This window comes from Hydrogenophaga sp. IBVHS2 (assembly GCF_002127215.1).
In the GTDB taxonomy this organism is placed as follows: Bacteria; Pseudomonadota; Gammaproteobacteria; order Burkholderiales; family Burkholderiaceae_C; genus Hydrogenophaga.
The window spans coordinates 798111-811748 of record NZ_NFUT01000002.1; the positions used below are offsets into that span (position 1 = coordinate 798111).

14 protein-coding genes and 2 tRNA genes are annotated in these 13638 nt (G+C 68.5%); 4 read left to right on the forward strand and 12 right to left on the reverse strand.

Features of this window, described 5'->3' with window-relative positions:
* Positions 1-4: 4 nt before the first annotated feature.
* The 3 genes from CAP38_RS08455 to pobA are packed head-to-tail and all read right to left on the reverse strand — an operon-like array spanning position 5 to position 2824.
* Positions 5-682 carry a DUF1294 domain-containing protein gene (locus CAP38_RS08455; RefSeq protein ID WP_086120850.1) on the reverse strand — a complete coding sequence of 226 codons (678 nt, stop codon included), beginning with the start codon at positions 680-682 and terminating at the stop codon, positions 5-7.
* Positions 683-689: 7 nt separating this feature from the next.
* Positions 690-1574: a CoA transferase gene (locus CAP38_RS08460; RefSeq protein ID WP_086120852.1), complete on the reverse strand. Its 885-nt coding sequence runs from the start codon at positions 1572-1574 to the stop codon at positions 690-692.
* A gap of 56 nt (positions 1575-1630) precedes the next feature.
* Positions 1631-2824: a 4-hydroxybenzoate 3-monooxygenase gene (gene pobA / locus CAP38_RS08465; RefSeq protein WP_086120854.1), complete on the reverse strand. Its 1194-nt coding sequence runs from the start codon at positions 2822-2824 to the stop codon at positions 1631-1633.
* A gap of 136 nt (positions 2825-2960) precedes the next feature.
* On the opposite strand from pobA, the gene CAP38_RS08470 reads away from it, so the two are divergent.
* Positions 2961-3755 carry an IclR family transcriptional regulator C-terminal domain-containing protein gene (locus tag CAP38_RS08470; protein ID WP_086120856.1) on the forward strand — a complete coding sequence of 265 codons (795 nt, stop codon included), beginning with the start codon at positions 2961-2963 and terminating at the stop codon, positions 3753-3755.
* 10 nt (positions 3756-3765) lie between these two features.
* Here the strand turns inward: CAP38_RS08470 and CAP38_RS08475 are convergent, their stop codons facing one another.
* The 6 genes from CAP38_RS08475 to CAP38_RS08500 form a co-directional block, all read right to left on the reverse strand.
* On the reverse strand, positions 3766-4476 hold the full coding sequence (locus CAP38_RS08475; RefSeq protein ID WP_086120858.1) for an ABC transporter ATP-binding protein: 711 nt from the start codon (positions 4474-4476) through the stop codon (positions 3766-3768).
* Positions 4473-5258, reverse strand: a complete 786-nt coding sequence (locus CAP38_RS08480) for an ABC transporter ATP-binding protein (RefSeq protein ID WP_086120860.1) — start codon at positions 5256-5258, stop codon at positions 4473-4475. Before CAP38_RS08480 ends, CAP38_RS08475 begins: the two co-directional genes overlap by 4 nt.
* The gene (locus CAP38_RS08485) at positions 5255-6235 is read right to left on the reverse strand and encodes a branched-chain amino acid ABC transporter permease (protein ID WP_086120862.1); all 981 of its coding nucleotides are present in this window, start codon (positions 6233-6235) and stop codon (positions 5255-5257) included. Before CAP38_RS08485 ends, CAP38_RS08480 begins: the two co-directional genes overlap by 4 nt.
* Positions 6232-7095, reverse strand: a complete 864-nt coding sequence (locus CAP38_RS08490) for a branched-chain amino acid ABC transporter permease (RefSeq protein ID WP_086120864.1) — start codon at positions 7093-7095, stop codon at positions 6232-6234. The genes CAP38_RS08485 and CAP38_RS08490 overlap by 4 nt, the downstream gene beginning before the upstream one ends.
* 99 nt (positions 7096-7194) lie before the next feature.
* Positions 7195-8382 carry an ABC transporter substrate-binding protein gene (locus CAP38_RS08495; protein WP_086120866.1) on the reverse strand — a complete coding sequence of 396 codons (1188 nt, stop codon included), beginning with the start codon at positions 8380-8382 and terminating at the stop codon, positions 7195-7197.
* 107 nt (positions 8383-8489) lie between these two features.
* Complete coding sequence (locus CAP38_RS08500) at positions 8490-8966, reverse strand: flavodoxin domain-containing protein (protein WP_086120868.1); 477 nt, start codon at positions 8964-8966, stop codon at positions 8490-8492.
* 147 nt (positions 8967-9113) lie between these two features.
* On the opposite strand from CAP38_RS08500, the gene CAP38_RS08505 reads away from it, so the two are divergent.
* The 3 genes from CAP38_RS08505 (at position 9114) to CAP38_RS08515 (ending at position 11974) form a co-directional block, all read left to right on the forward strand.
* The gene (locus CAP38_RS08505) at positions 9114-10283 is read left to right on the forward strand and encodes a branched-chain amino acid ABC transporter substrate-binding protein (protein ID WP_086120869.1); all 1170 of its coding nucleotides are present in this window, start codon (positions 9114-9116) and stop codon (positions 10281-10283) included.
* A 75-nt stretch (positions 10284-10358) separates the two neighbouring features.
* The gene (locus CAP38_RS08510) at positions 10359-10826 is read left to right on the forward strand and encodes a MarR family winged helix-turn-helix transcriptional regulator (RefSeq protein ID WP_086120870.1); all 468 of its coding nucleotides are present in this window, start codon (positions 10359-10361) and stop codon (positions 10824-10826) included.
* A gap of 134 nt (positions 10827-10960) precedes the next feature.
* Positions 10961-11974 carry a catalase family peroxidase gene (locus CAP38_RS08515; protein WP_086120872.1) on the forward strand — a complete coding sequence of 338 codons (1014 nt, stop codon included), beginning with the start codon at positions 10961-10963 and terminating at the stop codon, positions 11972-11974.
* A 6-nt stretch (positions 11975-11980) separates the two neighbouring features.
* Here CAP38_RS08515 and yjjJ read toward each other — a convergent pair whose 3' ends face one another.
* The 3 genes from yjjJ to CAP38_RS08530 form a co-directional block, all read right to left on the reverse strand.
* On the reverse strand, positions 11981-13321 hold the full coding sequence (gene yjjJ / locus CAP38_RS08520; protein WP_086120874.1) for a type II toxin-antitoxin system HipA family toxin YjjJ: 1341 nt from the start codon (positions 13319-13321) through the stop codon (positions 11981-11983).
* Between the two features lie 79 nt (positions 13322-13400).
* Positions 13401-13477, reverse strand: a tRNA-Arg gene (locus CAP38_RS08525).
* Between the two features lie 72 nt (positions 13478-13549).
* Positions 13550-13626 (reverse strand) — tRNA-Pro (locus CAP38_RS08530).
* Between the last annotated feature and the right edge of the window lie 12 nt (positions 13627-13638).

A 13638-nucleotide genomic window follows, 5' to 3' on the forward strand; every position in this document is an offset into this window, starting at 1 on the left:
CCGCTCAGGGCAGCCGGCTGAACGGGGGCCAGATCAGCCAGGCCAGCAGGGCCAGGCAGTGCAGGGCGATGGTGGCCTTGAAGACCAGCTGGAACGAGGGCTTGCGGGTCTTGTGGTGCAGCACGCTCTGGGCGAACCAGGCGCCGGGCCATCCGCCCAGCAGGGCGAATCCGTGCAGCACGCTTTCCTGCACCCGCCAGTCGCCGTTCTGGGCCGCGTGCTTGTCGCGCCAGTAGGCGAACAGGGCGACCACATTGAGCAGGGCCAGCCCGACCAGCACCACCCACGGAAAGCGCCCCAGGCCGATGCCCGTGAGCCACATCAGCAGCCACACGCCCACCAGGCCGAGCTCGGGCCAGGGATGCCAGCGCTCCAGCCAGGACGGGGGACGGCTGCGACGCTGGACGCGGGGGCCGGCGGGCAGCAGCTCGTCCATGGTGGTGGCCACCTTCACGTCGGACTTGAAGTAGATGTCGGCCGGCCGGTCCTTGACCTGCAGGGCCTGCGGGCCACGCCCGCCCACCACGATTTCCTCGAACTCCACCGGCTGGCCGACCTGGATGGGCAGCGGCCCCTTGTAGTCGCGCAGATGAAAGCGGATGAAGGCCGCCGTCTGGGGGCTGCGGATCAGGCCCAGGCCCTCATCGGCATTCCACTGGATCACGGAACCTTGTTTGCGCATGGTGGCTTCAGACCAGGGTGTGCAGCGGGATGTCGTGCTCGGCGGCCAGCCGGTCGAGCTCGGCGCGCCGGCGCTGGGCGAACCAGGTCGCCAGGGCTTCGCGGGTGGAGGGCAGGAACAGGGTCTGCGGCCCCTGCAGCGGCACACCCGCCACCTGGCACAGTGCTGCCGCAAAGTGCGGCTCCAGCGCTGCCACAGCCACCCGGCCGTCCTGGCAGGCGTACACACGGTAGCCCGCATGCGCGCCACCCACGGCGCCGTCGGGTCGGGTCAGGCCCCACTGGCGCGGCAACGCCAGCCAGGCGGCAGCGTCCGACAGGGCCACCGACTGGTGCTGTCCGCGTCCGGTCTGGCGGGCCACCGTCACGGCCGCCAGCACCGCCTCGGACGCCATCAGCGAGCCCCCCATGTCGGCAAACAGGGTGGCCGGCAGGTCCAGGCCGGGCACCAGCCCTGCGTCGGCCAGGTAGGTGAGGTCGTGCCCGGGTTCTTCGGCCCGGGCACCGGGTGCGCCGACGATGGACACCATCGAGAGGCCGGGATGGGCCTTGTGCAGCGTTTTCCAGTCCAGCCCCAGCTTGCGCAGCGCCGAAGGCCGAAACGAGGTGAGCAGCACGTCGGTGCCGGCCAGCATGCGCTGCAGGCGGGCCGCACCGGCTTCGGACTTGAGGTCGAGCGCCGACACCTTGATGCCGGCGTGCAGGGTGGCGTAGGCCTCGGGGTTGTACTGGCCCATGGGGTCACCGCTGCGCCCGGCCGGGCCCGGTGGCTCGATCTTGGTGCAGCGCGCACCCATCTGCTGCAGCCGCATCAGGGCGGCGGGGCCGGGCAGGTTGAGCGCCAGGCTCAGGACGCGGACACCGCGCAGCGGCTTGAGGACGGAAGACGGCATGAACGACGGGCTCGGAACAGGACCATCCGAATGTACCTGCGCCGGCCGCCTTGCAATCAGCGGAATTGCCCGAAATCCAGGGGCAATCCCACGTAGTTCTCGGCCAGCGACCGCGATGCAGCTTCCGAGTTGACCAGGTACTCCAGTTCGGCCTCCTGCACCTTCTGGCCGAACCCCTGGGTGTCGGGGAAGCGGTGCATCAGCGAGGTCAGCCACCAGCTGAAGCGCTCGGCGCGCCATACCCGGGCCAGGGCCTTGCGCGAGTAGTCGTCGATGCCGGCGCTGGTGCGCTCGTGGTAGTACTCGATCAGGGCGCTGGAGAGGTACTTCACGTCGCTGGCCGCCAGGTTCAGGCCCTTGGCGCCGGTGGGCGGCACGATGTGGGCAGCGTCACCAGCCAGGAACAGCCGGCCGAACCGCATGGGCTCGGCCACGAAGCTGCGCAGGGGCGCGATGCTCTTCTCGATGCTGGGGCCGGTGACCATGCGCTCGGCCATCTCGGGGTCGAGGCGGCGGCGCAGTTCGTCCCAGAAGCGGTCGTCGCTCCACTGCTCGACCTTGTCCTCGATGGGGCACTGCACGTAGTAGCGGCTGCGGGTCAGGCTGCGCATGGAGCACAGGCCGAAGCCGCGCTCGCTGTTGGCATAGACGATGGCGTGGGTGGACACGGGGGGCACGTCGGCGAGGATGCCCAGCCAGCCGAAGGGATAGACCTTCTCGTATTCGGTGATGGCGCCTTCGGGCACGCTGGCCCGGCACACGCCATGGAAGCCGTCGCAGCCGGCGATGAAGTCGCAGGCCAGTTCCTTCAGCTCGCCGTTCTGGCGGAACCGCACCACCGGGCTGCTGCCGTCGAAGCCGTGGATGCTCACGTCGGCCGCACTGTAGAGGGTGGTCAGGCCGGCAGCGGCGCGGGCGTCCATCAGGTCCTTGGTGACCTCGGTCTGGCCGTAGGCGGTGACCACCTTGCCGCCGGTGAGGCCGGTCACGTCGATCGGGTGGCGGGTGTTGCGGTAGACCAGCTCGATGCTGTGGTGCACCGTGCCCTCGGCCGCCACGCGAGCGCCCACGCCGGCCTCGTTCAGCAGGTCCACCGTGATCTGCTCCAGGATGCCGGCGCGGATGCGGCCCAGCACATAGTCGGCGCTCTGGCGCTCGATGATGATGTTGTCGATGCCGGCCTTGTGCAGCAGCTGGCCGAGCAGCAGGCCCGACGGGCCGGCGCCGATGATGGCGACCTGGGTACGCATGGGGGTGTCTCCTTGTGGTGCGCGATTGTGGGCAGCCCACCCGGTGGCCCACAACCGCCGCCGGCAGGAGTTGCGCGGTGATCGGATGGTGTGTGCGATCATCGCGCAAATCTCCATTCATCCAGAAACCCGTTCCATGGCCCGCACCACTGCCCCATCAGGCCCCGGCATCGCCCGGGCCGACTTCATCGAAGGCATGGCCAAAGGCCTGGCGGTGCTGGAGAGTTTCGACACCTCCCGCCAGCGGCTCAATGCCACCCAGGCGGCCGAGCGGGCCGGCATCACCCGCGCGGCGGCCCGGCGCCACCTGCTCACGCTGGCGCACCTGGGCTACCTGGAATCCGACGGCAGCCACTACTGGCTGTCGCCCAAGGTGCTGCGGTTCTCGGGCAGTTACCTGGCGTCGGCCCGGCTGCCCCGGGTGCTGCAGCCCACGCTGAACCGGCTGGCGGCGCTCACACGCGAGTCGTTCTCGGCGGTGGTGCGGGATGGCGACGAGGTGGTCATCGTGGCCCGCAGCGTCTCGCCCCATGTGCAGCGGCTCATGGCCTATGGCCTGCACCTGGGGGCGCGGCTGCCGGCCCATGCCACCTCCACCGGCCGCGTGCTGCTGGCCGCCTTGCCGCGCACCGAACTCAATGCCTGGCTACGCGGCCGCGAGCTGCCGCGGCTCACGCCCCACACCACGGTGGAGCCCAAGGCGCTGCGGGCGCTGCTGGCCCAGGTGCGAACGGATGACTTTGCAGTGGCCCGCGAGGAGCACGAACTCGGCGTGTTTGCCGCCGCCGTGCCCTTGCGCGACATGCAGGGCCGCGTGGTGGCCGCCCTCAATGTGGTGGCTTCGCCCGAGCGGCTGGAGGAGTCGGTGCTGCGGCAGGACCTGCTGCCACAGTTGCAGGCCGCAGCCCTCGAGCTGCGGCCGCTGCTCTGAAGGGCGGGGATCAGACGCCCAGGTGCTGTTCCAGCAGGCCGGGCTGTGCCAGCAGTTCGGCCGAGCTGCCCTCGAACACCACCTCACCCTTGACCAGGATCACGTTGCGGTCGGTGATCTGGGTCACATGCTTCCAGTTCTTGTCGACGATGATGCTGCTGATGCCGCTCTCGCGGATCAGGCCGCAGATGCGCCAGATCTCGCGCGCGATCAGCGGGGCCAGGCCCTCGGTGGCTTCATCCAGGATGAGCAGGTCCGGGTTGGTCATGAGCGCGCGGCCGATGGTCAGCATCTGCTGCTCGCCGCCGCTGAGTTGCTGGCCACCGTGGTTCAGGCGTTCAGCCAGGCGGGGAAAGGTGTCCAGCACCCGCTCGTAGGTCCATTCGCGCTGGCCGCGTGTGCCCGCCCGGGCGGCCATGACCAGGTTCTCGCGCACACTCAGGTTGCCGAAGATGCCGCGCCCCTCGGGCACATAGGCGATGCCCAGGCGCGCCACCTCGTAAGGCGATGCGCCGGTCATGGAGCGGCCCTTGATCTCGACCGTGCCGCCGCTGGGCTTGACGATGCCCATGACCGACTTGAGCAGGGTGCTCTTGCCCATGCCGTTGCGGCCCATCAGGCCGATGGTCTGGCCCGGCTCCACCGTGAAGTCGATGCCGCGCAGGATGTGGCTCTGGCCGTAGTGGGTGTGCAGGCCCCGGGCCTGCAGCAGGGCGGTCATGCGTGTTCCTCCCCGAGGTAGGCGGCCTGCACGCCGGCGTCGGCGCGGATCTGCGCGGGCGTGCCGCTGGCGATCACCTGGCCGTTGACCATGACGGTCAGCACGTCGGCCAGGCTGAAGACGGCGTCCATGTCGTGCTCGACCAGCATCATGGCGTGGTCCTTCTTGAGGCGTTGCAGCAGCTCGACCATGCGCTCGGCCTCGGCCGTGCCCATGCCGGCCAGCGGTTCGTCCAGCAGCAGCACCGTGGGTTCGGTGGCCAGGGTCATGGCCACCTCGAGCTGGCGCTGCTCGCCATGGCTGGTGGTGCCGGCCACGGCCTTGGCGCGGGCGGTCAGGCCGGCGAGTTCGAGGGCCCGTTCGCAACGGCGGTTCACATCGGCCATGCGGGTGGCCGAGGAGAACCAGTGCAGCGGGTTGAAGGACGCATGCCGCTCCCGCGACTGGGCGGCCAGCCGCACGTTGTCCCACACGGTGAAGGGCAGGAAGATGTTGGTCTTCTGGTAGCTGCGGCCCAGCCCCCGGCGGGAGATGGCCTCGGGTTTCTGACCGGCGATGGCGTGGCCGCCCAGGGTGATGGTGCCGGACGTGGGCGGCAGATCGCCGGAGAGCAGGTTGGTCAGCGTGGACTTGCCGGCGCCGTTGGGGCCGATGACGGCGTGTATGCGGTCGCGGTGGAGGTCGACCGACACGTCGTTGACGGCGGCCAGCCCGCCGAAGCGCTTGGTGAGCTGCCGGGCGCTGAGCACCGGTTGGTCGGTGTGGGTGGTGGCCGTGCTCATGGTGCCTCCTTGCGGCCGAAGCGTTCGATCAGGCCCAGGAGGCCGCGCGGTGCCACGATCACCACCAGCACGATGAAGGCCCCCATGAGCAGCTGCCAGTGCTTGGTGAGGTCCTTGAAGAAGTGCATCACGTATTCGAAGGCAAAGGCACCGACGATGGCCCCGGCAAAGTTGCCCATGCCGCCCAGGATGACCATCATGATGGCGTGCGCGCTCATGTGGAAACCCATCAGTTCGGGGTTGACGAAGCCGGTCTGGGCCGCCCACAGGTAGCCTGCCACGCCGGCCAGCGTGCCGGCCAGGGTGAAGGCGGTGAGCTTGTAGCCGAAGGTGCCATAACCCACGGCCCGCATGCGGTGCTCGTTGACGCGGATGCCGGCCAGCACCCGGCCGAAGGGCGAGAACAGCAGCCGGCGCAGGAAGGCATAGACCAGCACCAGCACCGCCAGGGTGACGTAGTAGAAGGTGGTCTTGTTGTCCAGGTCCAGGCCCAGGGCGGTGGCGTCGGGCCGGAAGGTGACATAGATGCCGTCCGAACCGCCCAGGCCCTTGTTGTCGAAGAACAGGAAGAACACCATCTGCGCGAAGGCCATGGTGACCATGATGAAGTAGATGCCGTGGGTGCGGACCACGAAGAAGCCGATGACCAGCGCGGCCAGGCCAGCCCCGGCCGCGGCCAGTGGCAGCGACCACCACAGCGCGATCGGTGCGTCCTGCGGGGTCAGGAAGGCCAGGGCATAGCCGGCCAGGCCGAAGTAGGCGGCATGTCCCAGCGAGACCAGACCGGTCACGCCCTGCAGCAGGTCCAGGCTCATGGCGAAGATGGCCAGGATCATCATCTGCGACAGCATGCCGAGGTAGAAGTCGGCACCGGTGAAAGGCATCAGCGGGAAGGCGGCGAGGGCGATGAAGCCCAGCCCCAGGATGAGCTGGATGCTGCGCGGCAGGCGCTCGAGTTGGGCTTTGGGGGAACTCATTGCTTGAACAGCCCTTCAGGCTTGTAGAGCAGGACCAGGGCCATCAGCATGTAGACCGCCATGCCGGCGATCTGCGGCACCAGCACCTTGCCGAAGGTGTCGACCAGGCCCACCAGCAGGGCGGCCACCAGGGCACCGCGCACCGAGCCGATGCCGCCGATCACCACCACCACGAAACACATGATCAGCACCGAGCTGCCCATGCCGGGGTACACGCTGGCGATGGGCGAGGCGATCATGCCGGCGATGGCCGCCAGCGCCACGCCCAGGGCAAACACCACGCCGTGGATCAGGCGGATGTTCACGCCCAGCGATTCGGTCATCTCGCGGTTGAAGGCGCCGGCGCGGATCTTCATGCCCAGCCGGGTCTTGCTGATCAGCAGGTACAGGCCCAGGGCCAGCACGATGCAGATGCCGGACATGACGAGCCGGTACACCGGGTACGACAGGTTCTCGGTCAGCGGGATGGACCAGTTGAGCACCTCGGGCACCTGCACCGCATGCACGTCGTCACCCCACAGGATGGACCGCAGCTCCTCGAAGATGTAGATCAGGCCGAAGGTCAGCAGCACCTGGTCGAGGTGGTCGCGGTGGTAGAAGTGGCGGAACAGCAGCCACTCCAGCGCCCAGCCGAACACCACGGCCAGCGCGGCACCGAGCAGAACGGCCAGCGCCAGGCTGCCGGTCTGGCTGGAGATGAACCAGGCCAGGTAAGCGCCCAGCATGTAGAAGCTGCCGTGCGCCAGGTTGACCACGCCCATGATGCCGAAGATCAGCGTCAGGCCGGCGGCCAGCATGAACAGCAGCAGCCCGTACTGCAGGCTGTTGAGGAGTTGTATGAGGAAGTTGGCGAAGTCCATGGCAATCACAACGGCCGGGGATGGCGTCGATCCGGCTTCGCCGGTCGGCAGACATCGCCCTCCTCCAGGGGGGCGATGCCGAAGGCAGCGCGCGGGGGGTCAGCCCATCCGGCATCCGGTGGCCGGATCGGCGACCGCCTTCTGCGCAATGCCGATCACCTTGTTTTCCTTGTTCTCGACCTTGCGCAGGTACATGTCCTGGATCGGGTTGTGGGCCTTGCTCATGGTCCACTTGCCGCGCGGGCTGTCGATGGTGGCGCCTTCCATGGCGGCGTACAGCGCCTTCTTGTTGTTCAGGTCGCCCTTGACCGCATTGGCGCCCTTGATGAGCAGCAGACCGGTGTCGTAGCCCTGCACCGCGTACACGTCGGGCTGGAGCTTGAAGGTCTTGGCGTAGTTCAGGCGGAAGGTCTTGTTGCGCGGGGTGTCCAGCGAGTCGCTGTAGTGCATGGTGGTCAGCACGCCGTCGGCGGCCGGGCCGGCGGCTTCCAGCACGCCCTCGGTCAGGAAGCCCGAGCCGTAGAGCTGGATGTTCTTGTTCAGCCCGGCGGCGGCGTAGTCGCGCAGGAACTTGGCGGCGCCACCACCGGCGAAGAAGCAGGCCACGGCATCGGGCTTGAGCGCGGCGATCTCGGTCAGCAGGGCCTGGAACTCCACGTTGGGGAAGGGCAGCCCCAGCTTCTTGATGATGGTGCCGCCGGCGGCGGTGTAGCTCTGCTCGAAGCCCTCGAAGGCTTCATCGCCGGCCGCATAGTTCCAGGTGATCCACACCGCCTTCTTGTGGCCGCGGTCCACCATGGCTTTGCCCAGGGCCAGCGTGGGCTGGCTGTTGGTGAAGGAGGTGCGGAACACGTTGGGGGCGCACTGGGCGCGGGTGGCCACGTGCACGCCGGCGTTGGGGATCAGGTTGAGCACACCGGTGTCGCGGGCCACCTTGTGGATGCCCATCTGCACGCCGGAGTGCACCGTGCCCACCAGCACGTCGACCTTGTCGCGTTGCACCAGGCGGGTGGCGTTCTCGATGCCCTTGGCCGGGTTGGATTCGTCGTCCACCTTGAAGAACTCCACCTCGCGGCCGCCGAGCTTGCCGCCCTGTTCGTCCAGCGCCATGCGGAAGCCGTTCTCGATGGCCACGCCGAGCTGCGCGAAGGTGCCGGTGTAGGGCAGCATGAAGCCCACCCGCACCTTGTCGGACTGGGCGCGCACGATCTGCGGCAGCAGCAGGCCGGTGGATGCTGCGCCGATCACGGCGGCACTGCGGGTCAGGACAAGTCGGCGGGTGGTCATGGATGTCTCCTGTGGTCGGGTTGGAACGCGGATCACTGTAGGGGTGGGGTCCTGGGGTGGCGATCCTGACTTACCCTACTTCAAGTCTCAACTATTCAGGCGTCAATTCAAGCAGTCGCAGCCAGCGCCTGTGGCAGCCACTCGCGGCACCAGGCCGTGCCCGCGGCCTCGGGGTCGTCCACCGTGAAGGCATCGATCACCAGCGGTTCGCCCACACGGATGGCGCCCAGGTCGCTCAGCCGGGCATCGAACAGGCGACCGCCATTGGCAAAGGTGTTGGGGTACTGGGCACTGTCGCCCAGCGCGATCAGGCCGTAGCGAACATGGCCCAGGAAACGCGGGTGGCTGTCGAGCGAGGCGTACAGCGCCTGTGCGTTGTCGGGCACGTCACCCGATCCATAGGTGGAGGTGCATATGACGTAAAGTGCATCTTCGTCAAACACCGATACGTCCAGTCCGTTCATCATCCGGACTTCCACCGATCCGATCAGGTCAGCGCAGTCGAGCTCGATGGCCTGGGCCACATACTCGGCGGTGCCGGTCATGGTGCCGACCAGGATGAGGAGCTTGGAAGGAGTGGGCATAAGCTGCACTTTAGTTCATGTTGTTGGGTGAATGTCTGGGGGTTTACCCCTTGTTTCTGCGATTCTCGGTGCATCTAGGGCCGTAAAATAAAAAGCACACTGATCGTTAGTGTGCCTTTAGATCAACCGGAACAAGGAAAGCATCCGATGCGCGAAGAACTGAAATGGGCCGTCGTGGCAGCCGCCGTGGCCCTGGCCGCCTGTGGCAAGAAGGACGAGACCGCCGCCAACCCGACCGACAGCGACACGCTGCTGGTCAGGATCGGCCATGTGGGCGCTACCAGCGGCCCTGTGGCCCACCTGGGCAAGGACAACGAGAACGGCGCGCGCCTGGCCATCGAGGAACTCAATGCCGCCGGCATCCGCATCGGTGAGCGCGCTGCCCGGTTCGAGCTGCTGGCCGAGGACGATGCGGCCGACCCCAAGCAGGCCACCGCGGCGGCCCAGAAGCTGGTGGACGTGAACGTGCATGGCGTGGTGGGTCACCTGACCTCCGGCGCCACGCTGCCGGCTTCCCCGATCTACAACGAGGCCGGCATCCCCCAGATCACGCCCTCGTCGACCAACCCCAAGTTCACCCGCCAGGGCTTTGCCGGGGCCTTCCGCCTGGTGGCCGACGACACCCAGCAGGGCGGCGCCCTGGGCCGGTATGCGGCGGAGACGCTCAAGGCCCGGACCGTGGCCGTCATCGACGACCGCACCGCCTACGGACAGGGCCTGGCCGACGAATTCGAGAAGGCCGCCGTGGCCGCCGGCGCGCAGGTGGTGGGCCGCGAGTACACCAACGACAAGGCCACCGACTTCAATGCGGTGCTGACCTCGCTCAAGGCGAAGTCGCCCGATGTGGTGTTCTTCGGGGGCATGGATTCGGTGGGCGGCCCCATGCTGCGCCAGATGCGCGCCCTGGGCCTGCAGTCGCTGCTGGTGGGCGGAGACGGCCTGTGCACCGGCGAGATGATCACCCTGTCCGACACCGCGCTGGGTGACGAGAAGGTGTTCTGCGTGGAGGCCGGCGGTGTGGACGGCGACGAGGTGGCGGCCAACGACCGGTTCCGCGCCGCCTACCGCGCCAAGTACGGCACCGACGTGCAGGCCTATGCCGGCTATGCCTACGATGGCGTCAAGCTGCTGGCCGCGGCCATGCAGGCCGCCGGTTCGGTGGAGCCGCAGAAGTACCTGCCCGCCCTCAGGTCGGTGCAGTACCAGGGCGCATCGGGCCAGGTGCAGTTCGATGGCAAGGGCGACCGCATCGACGCCGCCCTGACGCTCTACACCTTCAAGGGGGGGCAGCGCCACAAGCTGGCGGTGATCCGCTGAGCGCGGCCGCGCCGGGGTGACGCCGGGGGCGGGCTGCGGACACAATCGTGGCCTGGTCCTCGCTACTGTCCCCTCATGGCCCGCTCCAACCCATCCGACCCGCCCGTCAACCGGCTCGATCTGCAGCTGTGTTTTGCCCTCTACAGGGCCACCAACGCCATCACGCACACCTACCGGGCGCCGCTGGCGGCGCTGGGCCTGACCTACCCGCAGTACCTGGTGCTGCTGGTGATGTGGGAGGACGGTGAACAGACCGTCGGCGGGCTGGCGCAACGGCTGTCCCTCGATGCCAGCACGCTGACGCCACTGCTGCGCCGCATGGAGCGTGCCGGGCTGGTGCAGCGGCGGCGCGACCCCGCCAACCAGCGTTCGGTGCGGGTGAGCCTGACCGAGGCAGGTCGGGCCCTTGAAGGTCCGACCGCCGCCATCCAGCAGCGCGTGGCCTGCGCCACCCGCCTCGACGGCCCCAGCTTCGAACAGATGCGCCTGCAGCTGCACCGTCTGGCGGCCGACCTGGACGGCAACAGCCCCGGACCGGGCTGATCCGCTCCCCGGTGCATGCCCCTGCGATCCGCTGGATGCAGGGGGATTCCCTGATGTGCAATCCATTGGTGGCCCAATAATCCGTCGGGAGCGGTCTTCGCCGCCCCCAACCGATTCACCTTGCCGAGGTTGCCATGCCCCTTCACACCACCCGTTCCCTCTTCACCCTGACCGCTGCCGCGGCACTGTTGTCCGGTCTGGCTGCGCCGTCGGCCTGGGCGGTGGACCCCACGCGCATGGTCGATGCGTTTGAAGCCACCAACGGCAAGTTCGAGGGCTTCCGCCGCTCCGGCGCCAAGGGCATCTGCGCCACCGGCGAGTTCGTGGGCTCGGCCCAGGGCCGGGCGCTCTCGGTGGCCTCGGCCTTCTCCGGCAAGCCGGTGCCGGTGGTCGTGCGCTTCTCGGTCGGTGGCGCCAACCCCAATGCGGCCGACAACGGCAAGGGCCAGCGCAACCTGGCCCTGCAGTTCGATCTGCCGGGCGGCGAGGTCTGGCAGATGGGCAACATCAACGCGCCCATCTTCGGCGCGGCCACGCCGGAGCAGCTGCTCGGCCGCGTGGAGTCGCTGCGTCCCGATCCGGCCACCAAGGCGGCCGATCCGGCCAAGGTCAAGGCTTTCGCCGACGCCAACCCGGAGGTGCTGATGCAGGGCCGGTACTTCGCGTCCCAGCCGGTGCCGGCCAGCTACGCCAGCGTCAATTACTGGGGCGTGCATGGCTTCGGCTTCACCAACGACAAGGGCCAGACCCAGTACGGCAAATGGATCTTCGAGCCGGTGGGTGGCGTGCAGGGCCTGACCGACGAGGAAGCCAAGGCCAAGGGCCCCCAGTTCCTGTTCGAAGACCTGCGCCAGCGCGTCAAGGCCGGTGGCGTGGCCTTCAACTTCAACCTGGAGCTGGCCCAGCCCGGCGACATCATCAACAAGGCCACGGTCCCGCTGCCCGAAGGCCGCCAGAAAGTGAACCTGGGCGTGCTCAAGATCACCGCCGTGTCGGCCGACGCCACCGGCCCGTGCGTGGGCATCACCTACAACCCCATGATCCTGCCCAAGGGCGTGGTGCCCACCGACGACCCGATGCTGGCCGGCCGCGCTGCGCCGTACGCGGTGTCGCTGGGCCGCCGGCTGGGCGAGGGCGCCAAGCAGTAAGGGGCCTCAGGCGCCGCTCAGGCCGTCGGCATTGGCCTGCGCGATGGCCCGGAAGGCCGGGCTGATGCGCGGGTCGGCGGCCGCTGCCCGCCAGAATCCCAAGGCCAGCGACAGGGCCCGTGGCCACACCGCCAGGGTCTGTACCGTGGGGCAGGGCAGCTGCGCGAGAAAGTCGCGCAGCACCACCTCGCCAGCCACCGGCGCATAGTGCATGGGCAGCATGTCGTAGGCCGGGGCCAGCCGCCAGCGGTGTTCGTGAAGCAGCAGCGACAGGTTGCCGTGGTGCCGGTCGGTGTTGGCAATCAGGGCGCCGAAGGCATCGAGCAGGGCGATGGTGTGCACATCATCGGGATGCAGCCGTTCCGGGCCAGCGACGCCGGAGCGGTGGGCGGTGTCCACCCAGTTGACGCCGGCGCCGATGTACTGGCGGTCGTACACCTCCAGCGACACCATGCCCACGCGGCCGCCCGGCGCCGTGCGGTCAAAGCGCCGGCTCTCCAGGAACACCCGGCCGCCGGCCAGTTCGATGCGGCTGTGGGCCGCCGAGACGCCGGCATCGGCCAGCGTCTGCAAGGCCAGCCCTTCGCAGACCAGCAGGTCGCGCCAGCGCTGGCTGGCTGCACTCTCGTCGGCCGGCGAGAACTTGACCAGCACCGCGTGACCGTCGCGCACCGCGCTGAACTTGGGCTGCTCGCCCCCGGCACTCGACCCCGGTGTGCCCCGATCCAGCGCCCGGGCGGCCAGCATCGGGTAATCGGTGGCGGGGTCGGTCACGACGGCGGCCTCGGTGCGCAATGGCGCGGGCCGTGCCAGAAACCGATCGAATGCCGGCGCACCCACCAGCAGGTTGCCGGGCAGGTCCTCTCCGGCGTTCACCAGCGCCTTGAGGATGTGGTCGTCGCTCCAGTGCGTCAGGTTGGCCGGCAGCTGCAAGGCAGGGTGCCGGCCGACAAAGCCGCGACCCAGGAAGCCCTGGGGCCGCATGTCGTACAGGAACCAGGGCAGGCTGGCATGGCGGGCGCTCTGGCCATGCTCGCGGTCGGCCTCGTCCATCCAGAAGCCCTCGGGCGCCAGCGGGTAGAGCGTGCCGAAGAACCGGACCGTGCCGTCGGGCTGCACCCCGTGCACCGGCACCTGGCGGCCCACGCCCGGCACCTCGCGCAGCAGCAGGTAGCGGCGCGCCCGCGCCGAGCCCACCGCCACCACCTGTCCGTCGGCCAGCAGCGGCGCGAGCAGGCGCGACGCGGTCGGCTGGCTGATGGTCAGACGCGCCTGCAACTCCGGGCTGGTGGCCGTGCCGCCCAGGTGCCGCAGGACGCTGAGCAGATCGTGGGGGGTGGCGACCATGAATGGATTCTTGAATGAATATTTTCATTCTATCCCGTTGTTGCACAACGAGAAATCCGGATTCATGAATCCATCTTGGTGGCCTGCCCGGAGGGACTCGAACCCCCGACCTGCTGCTTAGAAGGCAGCTGCTCTATCCAGTTGAGCTACGGGCAGTGTGATCACCGGGTGTCCGTTGTCGGGGCCGGATGGAGAAAAGGCCCACGCTGTGGGCCTTTTCGTTTTTCGTGGTCGGAGCGGCGGGATTCGAACTCGCGACCCTCTGCTCCCAAAGCAGATGCGCTACCAGGCTGCGCTACGCTCCGACTGAAGCGCTG

Bases quoted from the DNA above. Each gene is read 5' to 3' on its own strand.
- CAP38_RS08455 (WP_086120850.1), bottom strand. From the start codon at position 682: ATGCGCAAACAAGGTTCCGTGATCCAGTGGAATGCCGATGAGGGCCTG.
- yjjJ (WP_086120874.1), bottom strand. From the start codon at position 13,321: ATGGTCGCCACCCCCCACGATCTGCTCAGCGTCCTGCGGCACCTGGGC.
- CAP38_RS08500 (WP_086120868.1), bottom strand. From the start codon at position 8,966: ATGCCCACTCCTTCCAAGCTCCTCATCCTGGTCGGCACCATGACCGGC.
- CAP38_RS08510 (WP_086120870.1), top strand. From the start codon at position 10,359: ATGGCCCGCTCCAACCCATCCGACCCGCCCGTCAACCGGCTCGATCTG.
- CAP38_RS08480 (WP_086120860.1), bottom strand. From the start codon at position 5,258: ATGAGCACGGCCACCACCCACACCGACCAACCGGTGCTCAGCGCCCGG.
- CAP38_RS08490 (WP_086120864.1), bottom strand. From the start codon at position 7,095: ATGGACTTCGCCAACTTCCTCATACAACTCCTCAACAGCCTGCAGTAC.
- CAP38_RS08495 (WP_086120866.1), bottom strand. From the start codon at position 8,382: ATGACCACCCGCCGACTTGTCCTGACCCGCAGTGCCGCCGTGATCGGC.
- CAP38_RS08460 (WP_086120852.1), bottom strand. From the start codon at position 1,574: ATGCCGTCTTCCGTCCTCAAGCCGCTGCGCGGTGTCCGCGTCCTGAGC.
- CAP38_RS08470 (WP_086120856.1), top strand. From the start codon at position 2,961: ATGGCCCGCACCACTGCCCCATCAGGCCCCGGCATCGCCCGGGCCGAC.
- CAP38_RS08515 (WP_086120872.1), top strand. From the start codon at position 10,961: ATGCCCCTTCACACCACCCGTTCCCTCTTCACCCTGACCGCTGCCGCG.
- CAP38_RS08485 (WP_086120862.1), bottom strand. From the start codon at position 6,235: ATGAGTTCCCCCAAAGCCCAACTCGAGCGCCTGCCGCGCAGCATCCAG.
- CAP38_RS08475 (WP_086120858.1), bottom strand. From the start codon at position 4,476: ATGACCGCCCTGCTGCAGGCCCGGGGCCTGCACACCCACTACGGCCAG.
- CAP38_RS08505 (WP_086120869.1), top strand. From the start codon at position 9,114: ATGCGCGAAGAACTGAAATGGGCCGTCGTGGCAGCCGCCGTGGCCCTG.
- pobA (WP_086120854.1), bottom strand. From the start codon at position 2,824: ATGCGTACCCAGGTCGCCATCATCGGCGCCGGCCCGTCGGGCCTGCTG.